Below are 15,605 nucleotides of genomic sequence, written 5' to 3'. Positions count from 1 at the left end.
GCTGATGTACATATGGTTAGACAAAACCTGATTTCTTGCGGTATGGATGCCTGGCAGGTGATGAGGATACACATCTAAAACCAGCGATGTTGAGATCTGATCTTTAGTACTGAAGAATGTCCTCCGATGAGAGTAAGTCTCTCTTGCTTTTTGCCAACAACGACAATAGCGGAAATCCCCAAGGAGGGTTCACATGGTTCAAAGTCGATCATTATCTTCAACCTTCTCGCGCCGACGTTTTCTTCAGTCATCAGGTGGAGCTCTGGGAGCTGCCGCACTGGGAAGTTCATTTTTAGCTGCCTGTGCTGGCACAGGCAGTACAACGAATAATAGTCTTCCTCCACTTGCTCAGTGGTATCATGAGTATGGTGAGACAGGCACTCATACAGCAGTTTTGAACTATGCGAAAGCCTATAAAAAGGCCAACGTGACCGTCAATTGGATACCTGGCACTGCCGACCTTTATCCGGGCAAATTGCAGACAGCGTTGCTGGGTAGTAAGGCCCCTGATGTCTTTGAGTTGCAAAACGTCTCATTGTCACAGGTCAAAGCAGGCCTGGTTGAGCCACTGGACGATATCATTAGTTCCGTGAAGAGTGACTTCTTGCCCGCAAGCCTGGCTCCATATACTGTCAATGGCCATGTCTATGGTATTCCCATGATTGGCGATCCACAATTTATTTATTATCGCAAAAGCATGTTCAAGACGGCAGGCATCGAGCAGCCTCCCACCACGTTTGATGATCTCATCACAACTGCCAAGAAATTGACCAATAGTAGCCACAAGGGTCTCTATATTGGTAATGATGGTGGCGTTACTTCGCTGACTTATCCTCTTCTCTGGACCATCGGTGATTTAATTTCTACGGACAATAAAATCACTATTAATACGGACGCCATCGCTGCCAGTTACGAGAAATTGTATGCTCTGAACAAATCTGGAGCGTTGCTGATTGGTGCCCCCACTGACTGGACAGATCCCTCGGCCTTTGAGCAAGGCCTGACTGCCATGCAGTGGTGTGGCCTCTGGGCTATGCCTGGTATCACCAAGGCACTGGGCGACGACTTTGCTATCTTCCCCTTGCCTCCCGTAAGTTCGCAGGGTAAACCAGCCACCATCGCAGGTGGTTGGGCCGAGTCGGTTAGCGCTAAGAGCAAAGATGTTGATGCCGCCAAGGCCTATGTGAAGTCTCTCTGGCTGGATACGGTATCAGTTCAGACGGACTGGAATGTTGGTTATGGTTTCCATGTACCTCCACGTAAGAGCATTGCAGCTCAAACCACAAAGCTGGAATCTGGTCAGGCGGCAGTTGCTGTCAATATCCTGAACCAGTACGGACACTCCAGACCACCGCTGTGGGATGCTGCTATGGATACAGCTTTGACTGGAGCGGTGAGTAATATCATCAAGAACGGTGGCAATGCGTTACCGCAATTGAATCAGGCCGCAGAACAGTGCACGAAGGAACTTCAGAAATTACTGAGCTAATATGAAGTGGAGAGAGACAATATATGCTCTCTCTCCATTTCCAGAGGATTGTTCTATGAAACGGTTTAGTTCACTCTCTCCTACCTCAGATACGACGTTTGTTTCGCCGAAGGAAGAGAACATACACAAAAACCAACAGCACTTCCAAAGTCTGAAAACGACCCTCGCTTTCTGGTGTTTTGTTGGGCCTTTGTTCATCGGCCTGCTGGTATTTTTCTTTATTCCGATCATCTGGAGTGTCGTGCTCAGCTTTTCTGATGCACGCTCGACCCTCACACCACAAGGATTTGTAGGATTTGCTAACTACTATACCATGCTTACAGATCCTAACTTTGTGCTGGCTCTGGAAACCTTCCTGGTTTTTGCACTCTTCATTGTGCCATTGACCTTTATCTGTGCGCTGGCACTCGCGTTATTGGTCAAGAGTATTACCTTTGCTCAGGGCTTCTTTCGCCTCGTATTCTTTCTACCAGCCGCCTGTTCTTACGTGCTGGCCTCGGTGATCTGGAAAGTAAGCATCTTCAATGGTACCTCTTATGGTCTGGCCAATCAGGTGTTGGCAATTTTCCATGTTGCTCCCATCCAATGGGTCTTTACATCTGTTCCTCCCTGGTATTGGCTGGTGTTGGTAACGGTACGTCTCTGGCTGCAACTTGGCTTATATATGATTATTTTCATTGCTGGTTTGCAGGATATTCCTCGTGAGCTGTATGAGGCGGCGTCTGTTGATGGCGCAAGTGGTGGTTGGCAAACCTTCCGTTATATTACTCTGCCAGGATTACGGAATGTCTCCATTTCCATCCTTCTGCTCAATGTAATTGCAGCCTTCCAGGCATTTGATGAGTTTTTCAACATCATGTCTAACGGCAACTCTATCCTGGCACGGCCACCACTCGTCTATCTCTATCAGATAGCGATGACTGATGGTAACTTTGGCTATGGGAGTGCTGGTGCGCTGATCCTGACGTTCATCATCGTATGCTTTACCTTACTGCAAGCGCGTTTCCTGGGCTTTGGTCGCGCCGATTAATAAAAAAGGAAGACAAGATATGGCAACAACCACGTCCATGAGGCAGTTACGCCGTCCCAGGCGGGTCAAGCGACCAAAGCATATAGTGAGCCTGATCGTGCGCTATATTGTATTGAGCATCCTGGCAATATTATTCTTGCTGCCTTTCTACCTTATGTTGCGCAATGGTCTGTCAACTGATGCAGATATCACTTCGCGCACCTGGACAGTTTTTCCGAGCACGCTCCACTTTGAGAATATCCAGGATCTTTTTTCCGATCCTGATGTACCCTTTATCGACGGCCTGACCAATTCTGCTCTGGTCGCTCTGTTGCAGACTGTGGGGCAGATCTTAGTCTCTGCTCTGGCTGGCTATGGTCTGGCGCGTATTCCTTACCGCTGGTCAAACGTGGTCTTTTTCGCAGTGCTCCTTACCCTGATGATTCCCAGTGCAGTGATTTATGTGCCAACGTATGTGATTGTTTCTGATCTGGGCTGGGTCAGTACATTTCAGGGTCTGGTAGTACCGGGCATCTTTGCTGGATTTACGACCTTTCTCTTTCGTCAGTTTTTCCTGAGTTTTCCTCATGAGTTGGAAGAGGCTGGCCGTATCGATGGTCTGGGCTATGTGGGCATCTTCTGGCGTATCGTAATACCGAACTCCTATGGTATTATTGCTGCTCTAAGCGTCATTACTTTTATCACCAGTTGGAATGCCTTTCTCTGGCCGCTCGTGGTTGGGCAAGATCCATCTGCCTGGACTATCCAGGTTGTGCTGTCCAACTTTTTGAATGCTCAAGTATTAAATTTACATGAGCTGTTTATCGGAGCAGTGATTGCAATCCTCCCATTAGTTGTTATCTTTCTCCTGCTGCAACGTTTTATTGTGGAAGGCTACAAGCAGAGTGGTCTCAAAGGGTAAACGTCTGGCTCTGCTTTGCCTCCGATCACATAGAGTTATCGCTGTAGATAGTATTTGCTACGGAGCAAAACGGGAGCTGTCTCAATGTGGGACAAAACACTAGTACCTTCCTTGATCGAAGAAAGGGTTAGTCGTCGGGATCTGATCAAACGAGCACTTGCTCTGGGGCTCTCGCTGGGTGTGACTGGCAATCTGCTCCAGGGTTGCGGCACAAGTGCTCAGGAGAGTAGCCTTAAAAGTAGTCTGAATTTTGCTAACTGGGCTTCTGCTGAAACGGCAACACGCGATGATATTGATACGGCTCTGCAAGCTTTTGAAAATCTGAACAATGTTCAGGTCAATAACATCGCGATGCCGTTTGATGGTGTTTTGACACAAACGACCGATCTTATCCAGGCCAAGATCGCTCTGGATGTGATGGAATTAAGTGGCAATTGTCCGTATGTGCTGGCTGGCATGGAAGCGCTGACGGATCTAGGTCCGTATGTATCTCCTGATTGGCTCCAGAAAGATGCTTTCCCCAATAGCTTTGCGGCCGGTACCTATAAAAATACGCTGTATGCAGTTCCATTTAGTATTACACCTCATGGTTTCTGGTATAGCAAAGTATTGATGGCAGCAGCCGGATTGAATCCAACTCGTCCCCCGCGTACTATCGATGAGCTTAATCAGGCTATGAGCATTCTGCGTGCGAAATTGCCAGCGAATAGCTATCCGATAGCGCTCGATACCTCTGTGACAGAGTATGCTCTGATAGGTTTTTGGCCCTGGATATGGACCTTTGGAGGCAATCCAATGGTCGCTAATCGGTATGGCGATATGACGATCAATTGGGCCGATGAAGGAACCATCGCAGCGTTCCAGTGGTTACAGGATGCTGTGCGCAAAAAATGGACCCCACCTGATCTGGCTATCAAGGCAGAGCGAGAGTTAATGGCGGAAGGGACGATCGCATTTAAGTTAGATGGTCCTTATCTAACAGGCATTATGGGCTCTATCAACCCGGCATTTAGTACCATCCAGCAGGTCAATCAAACCTTCGCGGTAACTACAACTCCCTTGGGTCGGGGCGTCAGTCAGCCAGTGACGTGCGCGGACATCCACAATTTGTCGATAGCCTCATCTGCCAGCAACAAGGCATTGGCCTGGAAACTCATCAATTTCCTGACTACGTCATCAGAGGTGATCACAGCTTTCCTTATTCCTGAAGGTGGCATGCTTCCGCATAGGAGTTATAATACGCAGCCTCAACTCTATCAGCAATATTATGCTGATCCTATTAGCCAGTCATTTATCAATAATGTCATCCCGACCATGAGGCCGCCTGCATTTGGTCCCCGTTACAGTCTTGCCGCTATTGCTGTGGTGACAGCTTTACAGGAGATCTCACATGGAGCTACAGTGAAACCTCGCCTGCTCAAGCTTACAGATGAGGTGAAATCTATTTATGCATCATCTCACTCGTTTTAATATTATCTATCGCTATCATTGGGATAGATGATTCTGTGTGGTTATATTAGTGCGAATTTTAAGTACGCGCTATTGACCGCTTCAAAAGGAGCAATGGGCCATGTGGCGATTTTTGAGGAATATGCCAATCGCACGCCGCTTGATGGCGGCAGCAGTCATAACTGCCTTGATTCCGGGCCTGGTGATTTCAATCCTGGGTAGCTCGTACATTAATACATTAAGTACCATTAATGATACGGTGCAGGCCGGCAATAGTGCAGTCAAAATTGTGACTCAAATGCAGGCTGACCTTCTGCGCATGGACGCGCTCCTAGAAGTGCTTAACGCCTCTACCAGTTCGACCGCTGACAATATTCAAAATAGTCACGAGATCGTTCAGCTCACAGATGATTTTAATTCTTCTCTGGCAATCTACAAACGGGACTACCAGATCAGCACGTCTCCAAAGATGAAAAGTATTCACGATAGCTTGCAAAATGATAGTCAGGGCAATCAGGTCCATGTGAGCCAGCATAGCATGATTTACGTGGTCGATTTGCAATGGCATATCTATAGCGATGCTCAGCATCAGGTTTTGCTCGATATGGATCAAGGGAAGAGTAACGCTACTCTGGCCGCAGGAGTGGCTCAAGCCAATATAGAGTATCTTCCCCTGAAGGGGAATCTGGATAATCTCGTGGATCTGACTGAGAATATGAGTCAGATTGTGGCCGAGATTAATACTTTCAAAATCAATCCTATCATTACGTGGACGGTTGTCGCGTTCGTTTTTAGTATCCTGGTTGTCTTTGCTGTCAGCTACCTGATCAACCTTACAATCACGCGTCCATTGCGCCAGCTTGTCTCCCTGACTGAACGTATCGCACGCGGCGAAACAAATGCTCGGGCGGCCGTGACCGGTCACGATGAAACAGCGCTGGTCTCGGCCTCTATGAATGCTATGCTGGATAGTATTGTCCGGCTGATGAAAAATATTCAGCTCCAGCATGAGTTCTTGGAGACGCGTGTGCAGAGCCTGATTGCTGAAGTGAAAGGTGTTGGTTCAGGCGATTTGCGTCCACGCGCTGAAGTTACCTCAGATGCTCTGGGTTTTCTGGCGCATTCTTTCAACTACATGCTCGACGAACTAAGTTGCCTGGTGATACGCGCCAAGACAGTGACTCATGAGGCTGAAAATCAGACCAGAATTATGGAGTCACGGATGAGCCAACTGTCCAGCAGTAGCGAGCATCAATTACAGATCACGACAAAAATTATCAAAACAGTGGAACAAATAGCTGCTGAGACCTGTATAGTGGCCCAGGAAGCGCAGCATCTGGCACAGACCAGTCATGAAACGTGCCAGAAATTGCACACGGTGGATCGCGCACATGAGAGTGAAGAAATGCTGTCACTTTGCGACGAAATGAGCCATCATATGGATGGCCTGGGCGGTATTAATGAGTATATTCAGCGCCAGCCACAAAGCTTGCAGTATCTATTAAATATGCTAGAAAATATGGAAGAAGTCAGCAGACAAAGCAATGAAAAAATGCACGAGACGATGCATACGATGGAAAAATTGACTCACTTAGTGTCTAATTTGCATATATCAATTGATGCATTTAAGCTGCGGGAGGAGGAATTTCCTTTGGCCTCTTAATCTCCAAACAGAGCAAAAAAATCCTCTTCCCCCGGAACAAGTACTGGACAAACGCCAAAAAGTTGTGTACACTGTCAGGAAAGGTAACTTAGTGTAATATAAACACCTTTCTTTTTTTGTCTGAGTCGTAAGTGTACAATGTACACTTATTCGAAGGAGAATAAGGCATGACTCTCTGCCAACCGTTTGATGTTGCTATCATAGGTGGCGGCATTGCAGGACTCTCAGTGGCTTTACGCTTGCCCGCGCATGTACGTGTGGCTCTTTTGACCAAGGGACAACTTGGTGAGAGCAATACGCGCTATGCGCAAGGTGGTCTTGCTGTGGCTTTGGGAGCAGATGATAATCCCCAGCTCCACTTGCAGGATACGTTGGATGCAGGTGCTGGCCTGTGTGATGAGGAGGCGGTACGTATTCTGGTCGAGCAAGGTCCTGCTGCTGTACGCTGGCTAATCGAGATGGGCGTCCAATTTGATCGCGCACAGCCTGGAATTGACGCTCATGCAACACCAGATGGGTTACTCTTAGGCCGTGAAGGTGCTCATTGTCGCTGGCGTGTCTTGCATGCAGGTGGTGATGCGACAGGCGCTGAGATCGAACGCGCTTTGATGGCAGCTGTACAGAAACGTTCCTCAATTGAGGTCTATGAAGAGACATTTGTGCGCGACCTGGTTGTGCGCGATGGTCGCTGTGTTGGTTTGCAGGCTTTGCGGCGCGATGGTGAAACGTTTGAACTATCGGCAAGTGCGGTCGTCCTGGCAAATGGTGGGACAGGAGGTCTCTGGCTTCATACCTCCAATCCTCGTGGGGCCACTGCTGATGGCATGGCGTTGGCATGGCGTGCAGGTGCAGGGCTTACTGATCTGGAATTTATGCAATTTCATCCAACTGTGTTGGTCACTGATGGCGTCTCTCATTTAATCTCGGAGGCTGTGCGCGGTGAGGGAGCGTATCTGCGCAATCATGCCGGTGAACGCTTTATGCCGCGCTATAGTGCTCAGAATGAGCTGGCTCCTCGCGATGTGGTGGCACGCGCAATCCTCAGTGAGATGCTGGTAGAGCATACCGACTGTCAGTATCTGGATCTGCGTCATTTGCCAGCGGAGAAAATGCGGGCGCGCTTTCCTACCATTTCTGCCTTTTGCCAGCAATATGGCCTGGATCTCGCATCGGATCTGCTCCCTGTGGCTCCAGCGGCCCACTATTGTATGGGAGGCGTCATGGTAGATACTTGCGGACGTACAACCGTACCGAATCTCTATGCCGTTGGAGAAGTCTCTTGTACCGGAGTTCATGGGGCCAATCGCTTAGCCAGTAATTCACTTTTAGAAGGTCTGGTATACGGTATTCGTATTGCAGATCTATTAGGTGGAAAGTTGTCCTCTAATACAAGCGCATCTTCTTTTGTTGGACGTTCTGGTTCAATTATTCACTATGATGATACGTTAGATGATGCTGAATTGCAGTCAACCGCTTTCGTGGGTGAGCGGTCAGCATTACAGGTTCGTCAGCGTGTGCAGCAGTTAATGTGGCAGTATGTGTCGCTACGCCGTGACGAGGAAGGTCTGATGATTGCTCGCCAGCAGATACGTACGATGCGTGCAGTTTTATTGCGAACGCCGGGACAAGATCCTCAATCCCTGGAGACGGTGAACATGTTGCATGTAGCCGAACTGGTGATTGCAGCTGCTCTGGAAAGACGTGAGAGTCGCGGCAGCCATTGGCGTTCAGATTATCAAGCGGCTGATGTACAGATGGCGTCACAGCACCTTGTTTTTGAGCCTCTGCGCATTGATCCTTATGGATCACCGTTAGCTCATAAGGAGGTAGGCTCCTATGTCTAGGCTGATAGCTGATCTGGTTACGCGTGCTTTAGAAGAGGATGGGGCTTATGCGGATATTACAACGCAGAGCACCGTCCCTGACGATCAATGGTCTAAAGGACGTATTCTTACACGCAAATCGGGTGTTATTGCAGGGCTGGCAGTTGCCTGCGAGACGTTCCGTGTCTTTGATGAGCGTATTCAGATTGAGCAAGTGGTGCAGGATGGGGCACATGTGCAGGAGAATGATACTCTTCTCCTTTTGGAAGGTCCGGCACGTTCACTATTGAGCGCTGAGCGTGTGGCGCTCAATTTCCTGGGTCGGCTCTCCGGGATTGCCTCCCTGACTGCATTGAGCGTGCGTGCGTTAGAGGGATCGCAGACGCGTATTTTGGATACGCGTAAAACGACTCCAGGGCTACGTGCTCTGGAAAAGATGGCAGTTCAGTTGGGTGGGGGACATAATCATCGCTTCGGTTTGAGCGATGGTGTGTTGATCAAAGATAATCATATTAAGGCGGCTGGGGGAATTGCACAGGCTGTTGCTGCTGCACGATGCATGGCCCCACATCTGCTCAAGATTGAAGTTGAATGCGAAACTTTGGATGAGGTTCGGATCGCTATTGATGCTGGAGCCGATGTTGTGCTGCTCGACAATATGGATGTTGAGATGATGCGCCGTGCTGTGACCTTTATTCGTCAGCAGGCTCCGCAGGTCTTGATTGAAGCTTCTGGCGATATTGGCACTAACCCGGAACGTCTCATTGCCGTTGCTGCGACCGGAGTGGATTTTATCTCACTTGGTGCCCTGACACATTCAGCACCAAACTTTAATATCTCGTTAGAATTTGCATAAACATAGCTGATGTATAAGGAGCGAATTCATGGCTATCAAGTCAGAATGTGCAGTAAGCCAGGAAAATCATGTCTTGCCGTTATTAAACCCACAGAAGCGTGCCCGCTATGATGTCTCGAAACGTGCCGATTCAATTCCGCTGTTTTATGCGGAGATGGATGGCGCCGAATTGGATCGACGTATCATGGAGGCTCGAGCCGCTCTGGGTGAGCGTCTGGTGATTCTGGGACACCATTATCAGCGTGATGAGATTATTAAATATGCTGATTATCGAGGTGATTCATTTAAGCTGGCTCAACTTGCGTCTCAGCGAAAAAATGCTGATTATATTGTGTTCTGCGGCGTCCATTTTATGGCAGAGAGCGCTGATATTCTCAGTGAGCGTCATCAAAAGGTGATCTTACCTAATCCGGCGGCGGGCTGCTCGATGGCTGATATGGCAAATATTGCCGAGGTTGAAGAGTGCTGGGAGCTTCTGCATGAGACGATAGGTGATGATGCTGGTATTATTCCAGTCACCTATATGAATTCTGCGGCTAATCTTAAAGCATTTTGCGGAAAAAATAGTGGCGTTGTCTGTACCTCGTCGAATGCACCAAAGGTAATCGATTGGGCGTTTAAGCAAGGGAAACGTGTCCTCTTCTTTCCAGATCAGCATCTGGGTAGGAATACCGCATCGCATTATGGTATTCGACCCGATCAGATGGTTGTCTGGGACCCTAAAGATCCGATGGCTTTTGATGATGCAGAGGCCGTATTAGAGAACTCGAAAATTATTCTCTGGAAGGGCCATTGCTCCACTCATATGCGCTTTAGCGTCCAGCAGATTGAAAAGGCACGCATCGATTATCCAGGGATCAATGTTATAGTGCATCCTGAGTGTCGCCAGGAAGTGGTTGAGGCCGCTGATCTGTATGGCTCGACTGAATATATCATTGAGCAGATAGAGAAAGCTCCCGCAGGCAGTCAGTGGGCAGTAGCGACTGAGATTAACCTCGTCCATCGTATTGCGCAAGAGAATCCGGACAAATTCATCTTCTGCCTGGATCCGATCGTTTGTCCCTGCTCAACCATGTATCGTATCCATCCGGCATATGTTGCCTGGGTCTTGGAGTCGCTACTGGATGGTCAGGTACTTAATCAAGTGAGCGTTGACGAAGAAATGACATATTGGGCACGCATTGCATTGGAGCGTATGCTCTCTCTTGCCGCCTGATCTATCAGTACATCTTCCGTGCAGGAAATTCTCGGCTTGTGAAGCGCACCAGATGCTTCACAAGCCGTTTTGTGTGATGGAGATATGGTATCATAAGCCTGAATGATTTAGAGCTCTGACTTATGATCCAGTTGATGCCATTTTGCGAGATGTTCAGCGTGTGTCTTGAGATAGGCTCCAGGTTCGAATAACGTATCGTAATATTCGAGATCAAGGTGATGTGACTGAAGATACATCAAGATAAAAATGGATGGTACAGTGGCAGGAAATTTGCCAAAGGTATCAAACATGTACTGTGCTTGCAGGGCGACCAGCTCTCTGAAATGTTCATCGTGGACCTGCGCACTTCCACGAACTTTAGTGCTATCCCTCCATGGTCCCCTTGTCTCTGGATTGAAAGGTCCTCCAGTGCCAAATTTCCGCTCACAAAAATGATCGACTGCGGCTCGCATATTTGAATAGTGGGGTGGCGTATGTCCCTCGAAAATCCCTTCCAGACCGGTAGGATTAGGTAATGACCAGCGCTCATCGGTATCATAACGGAAACCCAGGCCAGGTACGGCTGGATCACCACTTGCACCCAGTATCGTCAAACGGTCGATACCATTGTACATCCAGCCACCGAGCCCAATAGCTTGTTGCATCAGCATGCCTGCGTATGCAGCGGTCGAAAGCTCGGCCGTACATTCTGTCAAAGAATACTGATCCAGGAAGGTTAGCGGATAGGGATTTTCAACGTCTGCGATATCTGAGAACTTTTCGATGCCTGGAATATGTTGATGATTGATATCATCATAGATAGTAAAGCCATTTTGAGCGTAGAAGCAGAGGTTGGCTATGACGTGCTGGGCGACATCGCCAGTCGGAATGACCAGTAGAGAGCCGGGTCGGTTGGCGACCCAGGTGTTATGCCCTTCCATGTACGGCTCTTTGGGAGGAATGTAGATGCGCTTGTCCGATATTTTGTGGATGAGGGATCGATGAGCTTTGACTAATTCTACCAGCGAGATTGAGCCGTCATCTGCTCGTGGGACAAGCGCTGGGGCATCACGTGTCTTAAAGATATAGGTGCCACTATCATCGGTAAAAAAAACTTCGCTGGTGTGAAAACCTGCCGCTGAAGGGAATGTACGTCCGCCAGCGCTGCCCGGATAGTTTGAAAGATGGGGGGCATAGCGTTCGTGACGGGTGATGGAGTGATGCCAGCCTGTGACTCCTCCAACCGAGGTGAGAATCAATAATTTCTCTAGCTCTGTGAGCGGAATTGGATCGTGTTTGGATTTGAATGCAAGCGGACCATCAGGTATTTCTGCTCCCAGAAAAAATCGGCGTGATCGTCTACCAAATAAAGCATCGGTAAGAGGGAAATTTAGTAAATCTTCCAATGCTTTTTCTTCATTTTCTGTGCCCAGGTGTTCTTCTGTGCTCATTATAATCCCCCTGCTTACTACTAAATTTTGAATAGTAGCTATAATGCGTAGCTCACTATTTTTCTTGGTACGGACACGAGTTGCTTTTAAATATAGTGTTGTCAAAATATCACTAATATATTATTGACTAAGTTTGTCAAATTTGTCAACAATGCTTGACAAATGTTCAGGTATTTGTGTAAGCTTGCAAGAGAAGTTACGCTAGTGTAGAGGTATAGTTTTCATTGTCCTTTTGCTTAAGGAATCATTTTTTGTATTGATGCATCAATCTTCCCAGTTTTATTGTGGACTTTTACTTCTGTAAGGAGTATGCACGTGAGCGATGTTGATGTTAATTCTGTTCGTACACGACCATGGTCATTGACAACGGAGCGTATTATTATTGCGGGTGTCCTGGCTGCCATCACGATTATTTTAGGTGTGGTGCCTAACATTGGTTTTATTCCACTTCCTAGTGTGATCGGTAGTGCGACGATCGAGCATATCCCAACGATTGTTGGAGGTATTATTGCAGGCCCTATTGTGGGGATCATTTCAGGCTTGATTTTTGGTGTTGTCAGTTTCTTTCGATCAACCACTCCTATTTTTAAAGATCCCCTTGTTGCGATTCTTCCTCGCCTCTTTATCGGATTGGTGGCGTGGGCCGTATTTGCGGCTCTAGTACGTATCAACCGCGATCTGGCCGCCGCCGTGGCTGGTTTTGCTGGCGCTGCTACTAATACTATTCTAGTAGTTGCTGCGATTATTATTCGAGGTTATGTTCCTGCTCAGGTCATTATTCCAACTGTGCTATTACAGTCAATTATCGAGGCTATTATTGCTGCTGTTTTCACTGTCGTCCTCGTGCGTATATTTACTATCCTGGAAGCGCGTCTTGTGCATGCCCCGGATACGAAACCTCGTGATGAGCTTCCATATTAATTATGATTGAACTAAGGGATATAACCTTTAACTATAGTACGCAGGAGCAGCAAACTGTTGCTCCTGCTCTGCAACATATTTCCTTGAGTATCCCTGAAGGCCAGACTGTGGCAATTATTGGACATAATGGATCAGGGAAAAGTACGCTGACGAAATTAATTGCAGGCATTATCTTCCCTCAGTCCGGAGCAGTACAGATCGATGGTCTGGAAGCCAAGTTTGAGGGAAAAGATCTCTGGTCTATTCGCGAACGCGTGGGCGTTGTCTTTCAAAATCCGGATGATCAGCTGATCGCTACCACCATTATTGACGATATTGCGTTTGGGCCTGAGAATCTAGGGTTGCCTCGTGCTGAGATTGCTGTACGCGTACAAGAGGCTATCGAACTGCTTGATCTACAAGGATATGAGCAAATGTCGATTAGTGAGCTGTCCATTAGTCTCAAGCAGCGTGTTGCGATTGCTGGTGTGCTGGCGATGCGTCCTCGGTATATGATTCTGGATGAGCCTACGACGATGATCTCAGGGCATATCGTGCGTCAGTTATTAGATACGGTACAGAAATTGGCCCATGAACGCCGTATGACAGTTGTACATATCACTCATTTTATGCAGGAGATTGTATCTTTTGATCGCGTGATCGTAATGAATGCGGGTCGCGTATTGATGGATGGGACTCCAGCAGAGGTTTTTGCTCGGGCAGATGAGTTACAGGCTGTTGGGTTAGATGTTCCAATGGCGACACGACTTGGTCAAGAATTATCTCATCAAGGATGGAGAGATCTGCCTGAAGTTGTTTTAACTCCTGAACAGTTGTTGCAGGCGCGGCCGCCAGAGCCTGAGGATAAAGCCAGATCAGAAGAAGAGCGTGAGGGCTATGATGTACAAGGTCCAGACAAATCAGTATCTGATGCTTTCATATCAAAACAACAGATTGTGTCAGCGGTAGATACTTTTACGCCGCAGGTTGTTTTTGATTTGCAAGATATTTCTTTTACATATCGTAGTAATACACCATTTGCGCAAGAAGCATTGAGGCACATCTCCCTCTCACTTCAGGCGGGTGGATCTGTCGGTATCGTTGGACCAACTGGCTCGGGAAAATCGACGCTCTGCGACATGTTGGCAGGATTGATTAAGCCTGCCTCGGGCCTTCTGTATTTTGAGGGTGAGAATACACGAGCCAGCTCTTTTAAGATGACGCGGATTAGAGCACATGTAGGCATCGTTTTTCAATCACCAGAGGCACAAATTTTTGAGGAGACCGTCGGGAAAGATATCTCTTTTGGACCTCGGCAGTATAAGGTTTCGTTAGAAGAGTCACGTCGCCGGGTCCAGGCATCGCTTGAGGCTGTGGGGCTACCTTATGAGGATTTTCGCTCACGCTATACCTATGCGTTGAGTGGCGGCCAGAAGCGCCGCGTTGCGATTGCTGGCGTATTAGCTCTGGAGCCGAAGGTAATTATTTTTGATGAGCCGATGGCCGGGCTAGATCCTCGAGGACGCGACGAGCTTTTTGAGTTGATTCGAACCTTAAAGAGACGCGAAGGTTTGACTATTATCTATAGTTCAAGTAGCCTCAAAGATGTGGTTGAATTGGTAGATACAATCCACATCATCGATCAGGGGAGCTTGCTCTTGAGTGGTTCACCACGTGAGATTTTAGATCAGGCTCATACGTTGAGCTCTCTTGATATCGCTTTGCCTGAGGCTGCTCAGATTGCTTTATCTTTACGGCAAAATTTTCCATCGCTGCGTACCGATGTGCTTGATCTCCCAGAGCTTGAGGCTGCGTTGCAGATGGTGCATTCGAGTGTACGCTAAAGTGCCATACACTGGGAATTACCCTGAAGGAAATATGCTGGTGTTCTCTGTTTGTAGGTGTACTTGTGATGGAGTATGAGTATGATTGAGCTTTCTCGTTATGTTACCTTTGGACAATATATTAATAATGGGTCTTCAATCTCTCGTATGGATCCGCGTGCGAAGCTCATTTGCGCTGTTCTCCTGATTGCCATCGTCTCTTTTCTCTCCAGCTTTGTGGCCTTTGCCCTCTGCCTTATTTTTTGTAGCATATTACATTGGAAAGCACAAGTGTCAATTCGTTATGTCTTAAGTAGTCTGAAACCATTTGTGATTTTTCTCCTGATTGCATTTGTCTTTGAGGTTCTGTTTTATGTGCCCAGCCAGCCTTCGCAGACATTATGGCATTGGTGGGTGCTAAATATCTCATGGGCGGGGATTATTATCAGCGTCTTGACGATCGTGCGTGTGATTTTTCTCTACTATCTGGCGACCATGTTGAGCTTCACTACATCACTTGTCGACCTGGCGGATGGTATGGAGGCTTTAGGCTCTCCGTTGCAAAAAATTGGTGTACCTGTCAGTGCTCTTGTGATGGTTGTGATTATCGCTATGAAATTTGTCCCCATCTTTGTTCTGGAAGTTGAGCGTCTGATGAAGGCTCAGACGGCACGAGGATTAAATTTTGATCAGGGGAATCTCTTTCAACGCGTCTCTAAGATGACATTATTGCTGATCCCATTATTTGTGAGCGCTTTCTTAAAAGTAAAGGTTTTGACCGTTTCTATGGAGGCTCGCTGTTACGGAGCTCATCACGGTTGGCGACGGACGAAGTTGCGGGCCTTACATTTTGAACGCTTTGATCGTATCGCACTTGTGTTGACCATCGCTGTATGTGTTGTGCTTGTCGTGGTGAATCTTTATACTTTTTAATGTTGGGATTGCAAGATCAAGGATGATCACTAATGTGTGAGTGTAAAGATAAGCGCCTTTTGTAACCTATCCATTGCGACCAGACCAGAGGG

Annotated in this window: 12 protein-coding genes; 11 read left to right on the top strand and 1 reads right to left on the bottom strand. The window is 47.7% G+C overall.

Annotated elements, in window-relative coordinates; all coding sequences use genetic code 11:
- Positions 1–193: 193 nt before the first annotated feature.
- The 8 genes from AC27N8_RS15145 to nadA all read left to right on the top strand — a co-directional run bounded on the left by AC27N8_RS15145 (position 194) and on the right by nadA (position 10,427).
- Positions 194–1,489: an ABC transporter substrate-binding protein gene (locus AC27N8_RS15145; RefSeq protein ID WP_487068219.1), complete on the top strand. Its 1,296-nt coding sequence runs from the start codon at positions 194–196 to the stop codon at positions 1,487–1,489.
- 55 nt (positions 1,490–1,544) lie between these two features.
- Entirely contained in the window at positions 1,545–2,519 is a 975-nt protein-coding gene (locus AC27N8_RS15140) for a carbohydrate ABC transporter permease (protein WP_487068218.1), read from the top strand.
- A gap of 19 nt (positions 2,520–2,538) precedes the next feature.
- Positions 2,539–3,420 carry a carbohydrate ABC transporter permease gene (locus AC27N8_RS15135; RefSeq protein WP_487068217.1) on the top strand — a complete coding sequence of 294 codons (882 nt, stop codon included), beginning with the start codon at positions 2,539–2,541 and terminating at the stop codon, positions 3,418–3,420.
- An 84-nt stretch (positions 3,421–3,504) separates the two neighbouring features.
- Positions 3,505–4,890 carry an ABC transporter substrate-binding protein gene (locus AC27N8_RS15130; protein ID WP_487068216.1) on the top strand — a complete coding sequence of 462 codons (1,386 nt, stop codon included), beginning with the start codon at positions 3,505–3,507 and terminating at the stop codon, positions 4,888–4,890.
- A gap of 100 nt (positions 4,891–4,990) precedes the next feature.
- Positions 4,991–6,532, top strand: a complete 1,542-nt coding sequence (locus tag AC27N8_RS15125; RefSeq protein WP_487068215.1) for a HAMP domain-containing protein — start codon at positions 4,991–4,993, stop codon at positions 6,530–6,532.
- A 167-nt stretch (positions 6,533–6,699) separates the two neighbouring features.
- Positions 6,700–8,376: an L-aspartate oxidase gene (nadB, locus tag AC27N8_RS15120; protein ID WP_487068214.1), complete on the top strand. Its 1,677-nt coding sequence runs from the start codon at positions 6,700–6,702 to the stop codon at positions 8,374–8,376.
- Positions 8,369–9,211, top strand: coding sequence for a carboxylating nicotinate-nucleotide diphosphorylase (gene nadC, locus AC27N8_RS15115; protein ID WP_487068213.1), 843 nt, complete (start codon positions 8,369–8,371; stop codon positions 9,209–9,211). The genes nadB and nadC overlap by 8 nt, the downstream gene beginning before the upstream one ends.
- A gap of 28 nt (positions 9,212–9,239) precedes the next feature.
- The gene (nadA, locus tag AC27N8_RS15110; protein WP_487068212.1) at positions 9,240–10,427 is read left to right on the top strand and encodes a quinolinate synthase NadA; all 1,188 of its coding nucleotides are present in this window, start codon (positions 9,240–9,242) and stop codon (positions 10,425–10,427) included.
- A 107-nt stretch (positions 10,428–10,534) separates the two neighbouring features.
- Here nadA and AC27N8_RS15105 read toward each other — a convergent pair whose 3' ends face one another.
- Positions 10,535–11,857 carry a hypothetical protein gene (locus AC27N8_RS15105; protein WP_487068211.1) on the bottom strand — a complete coding sequence of 441 codons (1,323 nt, stop codon included), beginning with the start codon at positions 11,855–11,857 and terminating at the stop codon, positions 10,535–10,537.
- 315 nt (positions 11,858–12,172) lie between these two features.
- On the opposite strand from AC27N8_RS15105, the gene AC27N8_RS15100 reads away from it, so the two are divergent.
- The 3 genes from AC27N8_RS15100 to AC27N8_RS15090 all read left to right on the top strand — a co-directional run bounded on the left by AC27N8_RS15100 (position 12,173) and on the right by AC27N8_RS15090 (position 15,513).
- Positions 12,173–12,778 (top strand): ECF transporter S component, encoded by a 606-nt coding sequence (locus AC27N8_RS15100; RefSeq protein ID WP_487068210.1) that lies wholly within the window; start codon positions 12,173–12,175, stop codon positions 12,776–12,778.
- A 2-nt stretch (positions 12,779–12,780) separates the two neighbouring features.
- The gene (locus AC27N8_RS15095) at positions 12,781–14,601 is read left to right on the top strand and encodes an ABC transporter ATP-binding protein (RefSeq protein WP_487068209.1); all 1,821 of its coding nucleotides are present in this window, start codon (positions 12,781–12,783) and stop codon (positions 14,599–14,601) included.
- 81 nt (positions 14,602–14,682) lie between these two features.
- Positions 14,683–15,513: an energy-coupling factor transporter transmembrane component T family protein gene (locus AC27N8_RS15090; RefSeq protein ID WP_487068208.1), complete on the top strand. Its 831-nt coding sequence runs from the start codon at positions 14,683–14,685 to the stop codon at positions 15,511–15,513.
- Positions 15,514–15,605: the final 92 nt, after the last annotated feature.

This window comes from Dictyobacter sp. Z7_2 (assembly GCF_057551105.1).
This window is presented reverse-complemented; position numbering and strand designations above follow the sequence as displayed.

Excerpts from the sequence above, each read along its gene's own strand:
- AC27N8_RS15145 (WP_487068219.1), top strand. The coding sequence starts at position 194 with ATGGTTCAAAGTCGATCATTATCTTCAACCTTCTCGCGCCGACGTTTT.
- AC27N8_RS15140 (WP_487068218.1), top strand. The coding sequence starts at position 1,545 with ATGAAACGGTTTAGTTCACTCTCTCCTACCTCAGATACGACGTTTGTT.
- AC27N8_RS15135 (WP_487068217.1), top strand. The coding sequence starts at position 2,539 with ATGGCAACAACCACGTCCATGAGGCAGTTACGCCGTCCCAGGCGGGTC.
- AC27N8_RS15130 (WP_487068216.1), top strand. The coding sequence starts at position 3,505 with ATGTGGGACAAAACACTAGTACCTTCCTTGATCGAAGAAAGGGTTAGT.
- AC27N8_RS15125 (WP_487068215.1), top strand. The coding sequence starts at position 4,991 with ATGTGGCGATTTTTGAGGAATATGCCAATCGCACGCCGCTTGATGGCG.
- nadB (WP_487068214.1), top strand. The coding sequence starts at position 6,700 with ATGACTCTCTGCCAACCGTTTGATGTTGCTATCATAGGTGGCGGCATT.
- nadC (WP_487068213.1), top strand. The coding sequence starts at position 8,369 with ATGTCTAGGCTGATAGCTGATCTGGTTACGCGTGCTTTAGAAGAGGAT.
- nadA (WP_487068212.1), top strand. The coding sequence starts at position 9,240 with ATGGCTATCAAGTCAGAATGTGCAGTAAGCCAGGAAAATCATGTCTTG.
- AC27N8_RS15105 (WP_487068211.1), bottom strand. The coding sequence starts at position 11,857 with ATGAGCACAGAAGAACACCTGGGCACAGAAAATGAAGAAAAAGCATTG.
- AC27N8_RS15095 (WP_487068209.1), top strand. The coding sequence starts at position 12,781 with ATGATTGAACTAAGGGATATAACCTTTAACTATAGTACGCAGGAGCAG.
- AC27N8_RS15090 (WP_487068208.1), top strand. The coding sequence starts at position 14,683 with ATGATTGAGCTTTCTCGTTATGTTACCTTTGGACAATATATTAATAAT.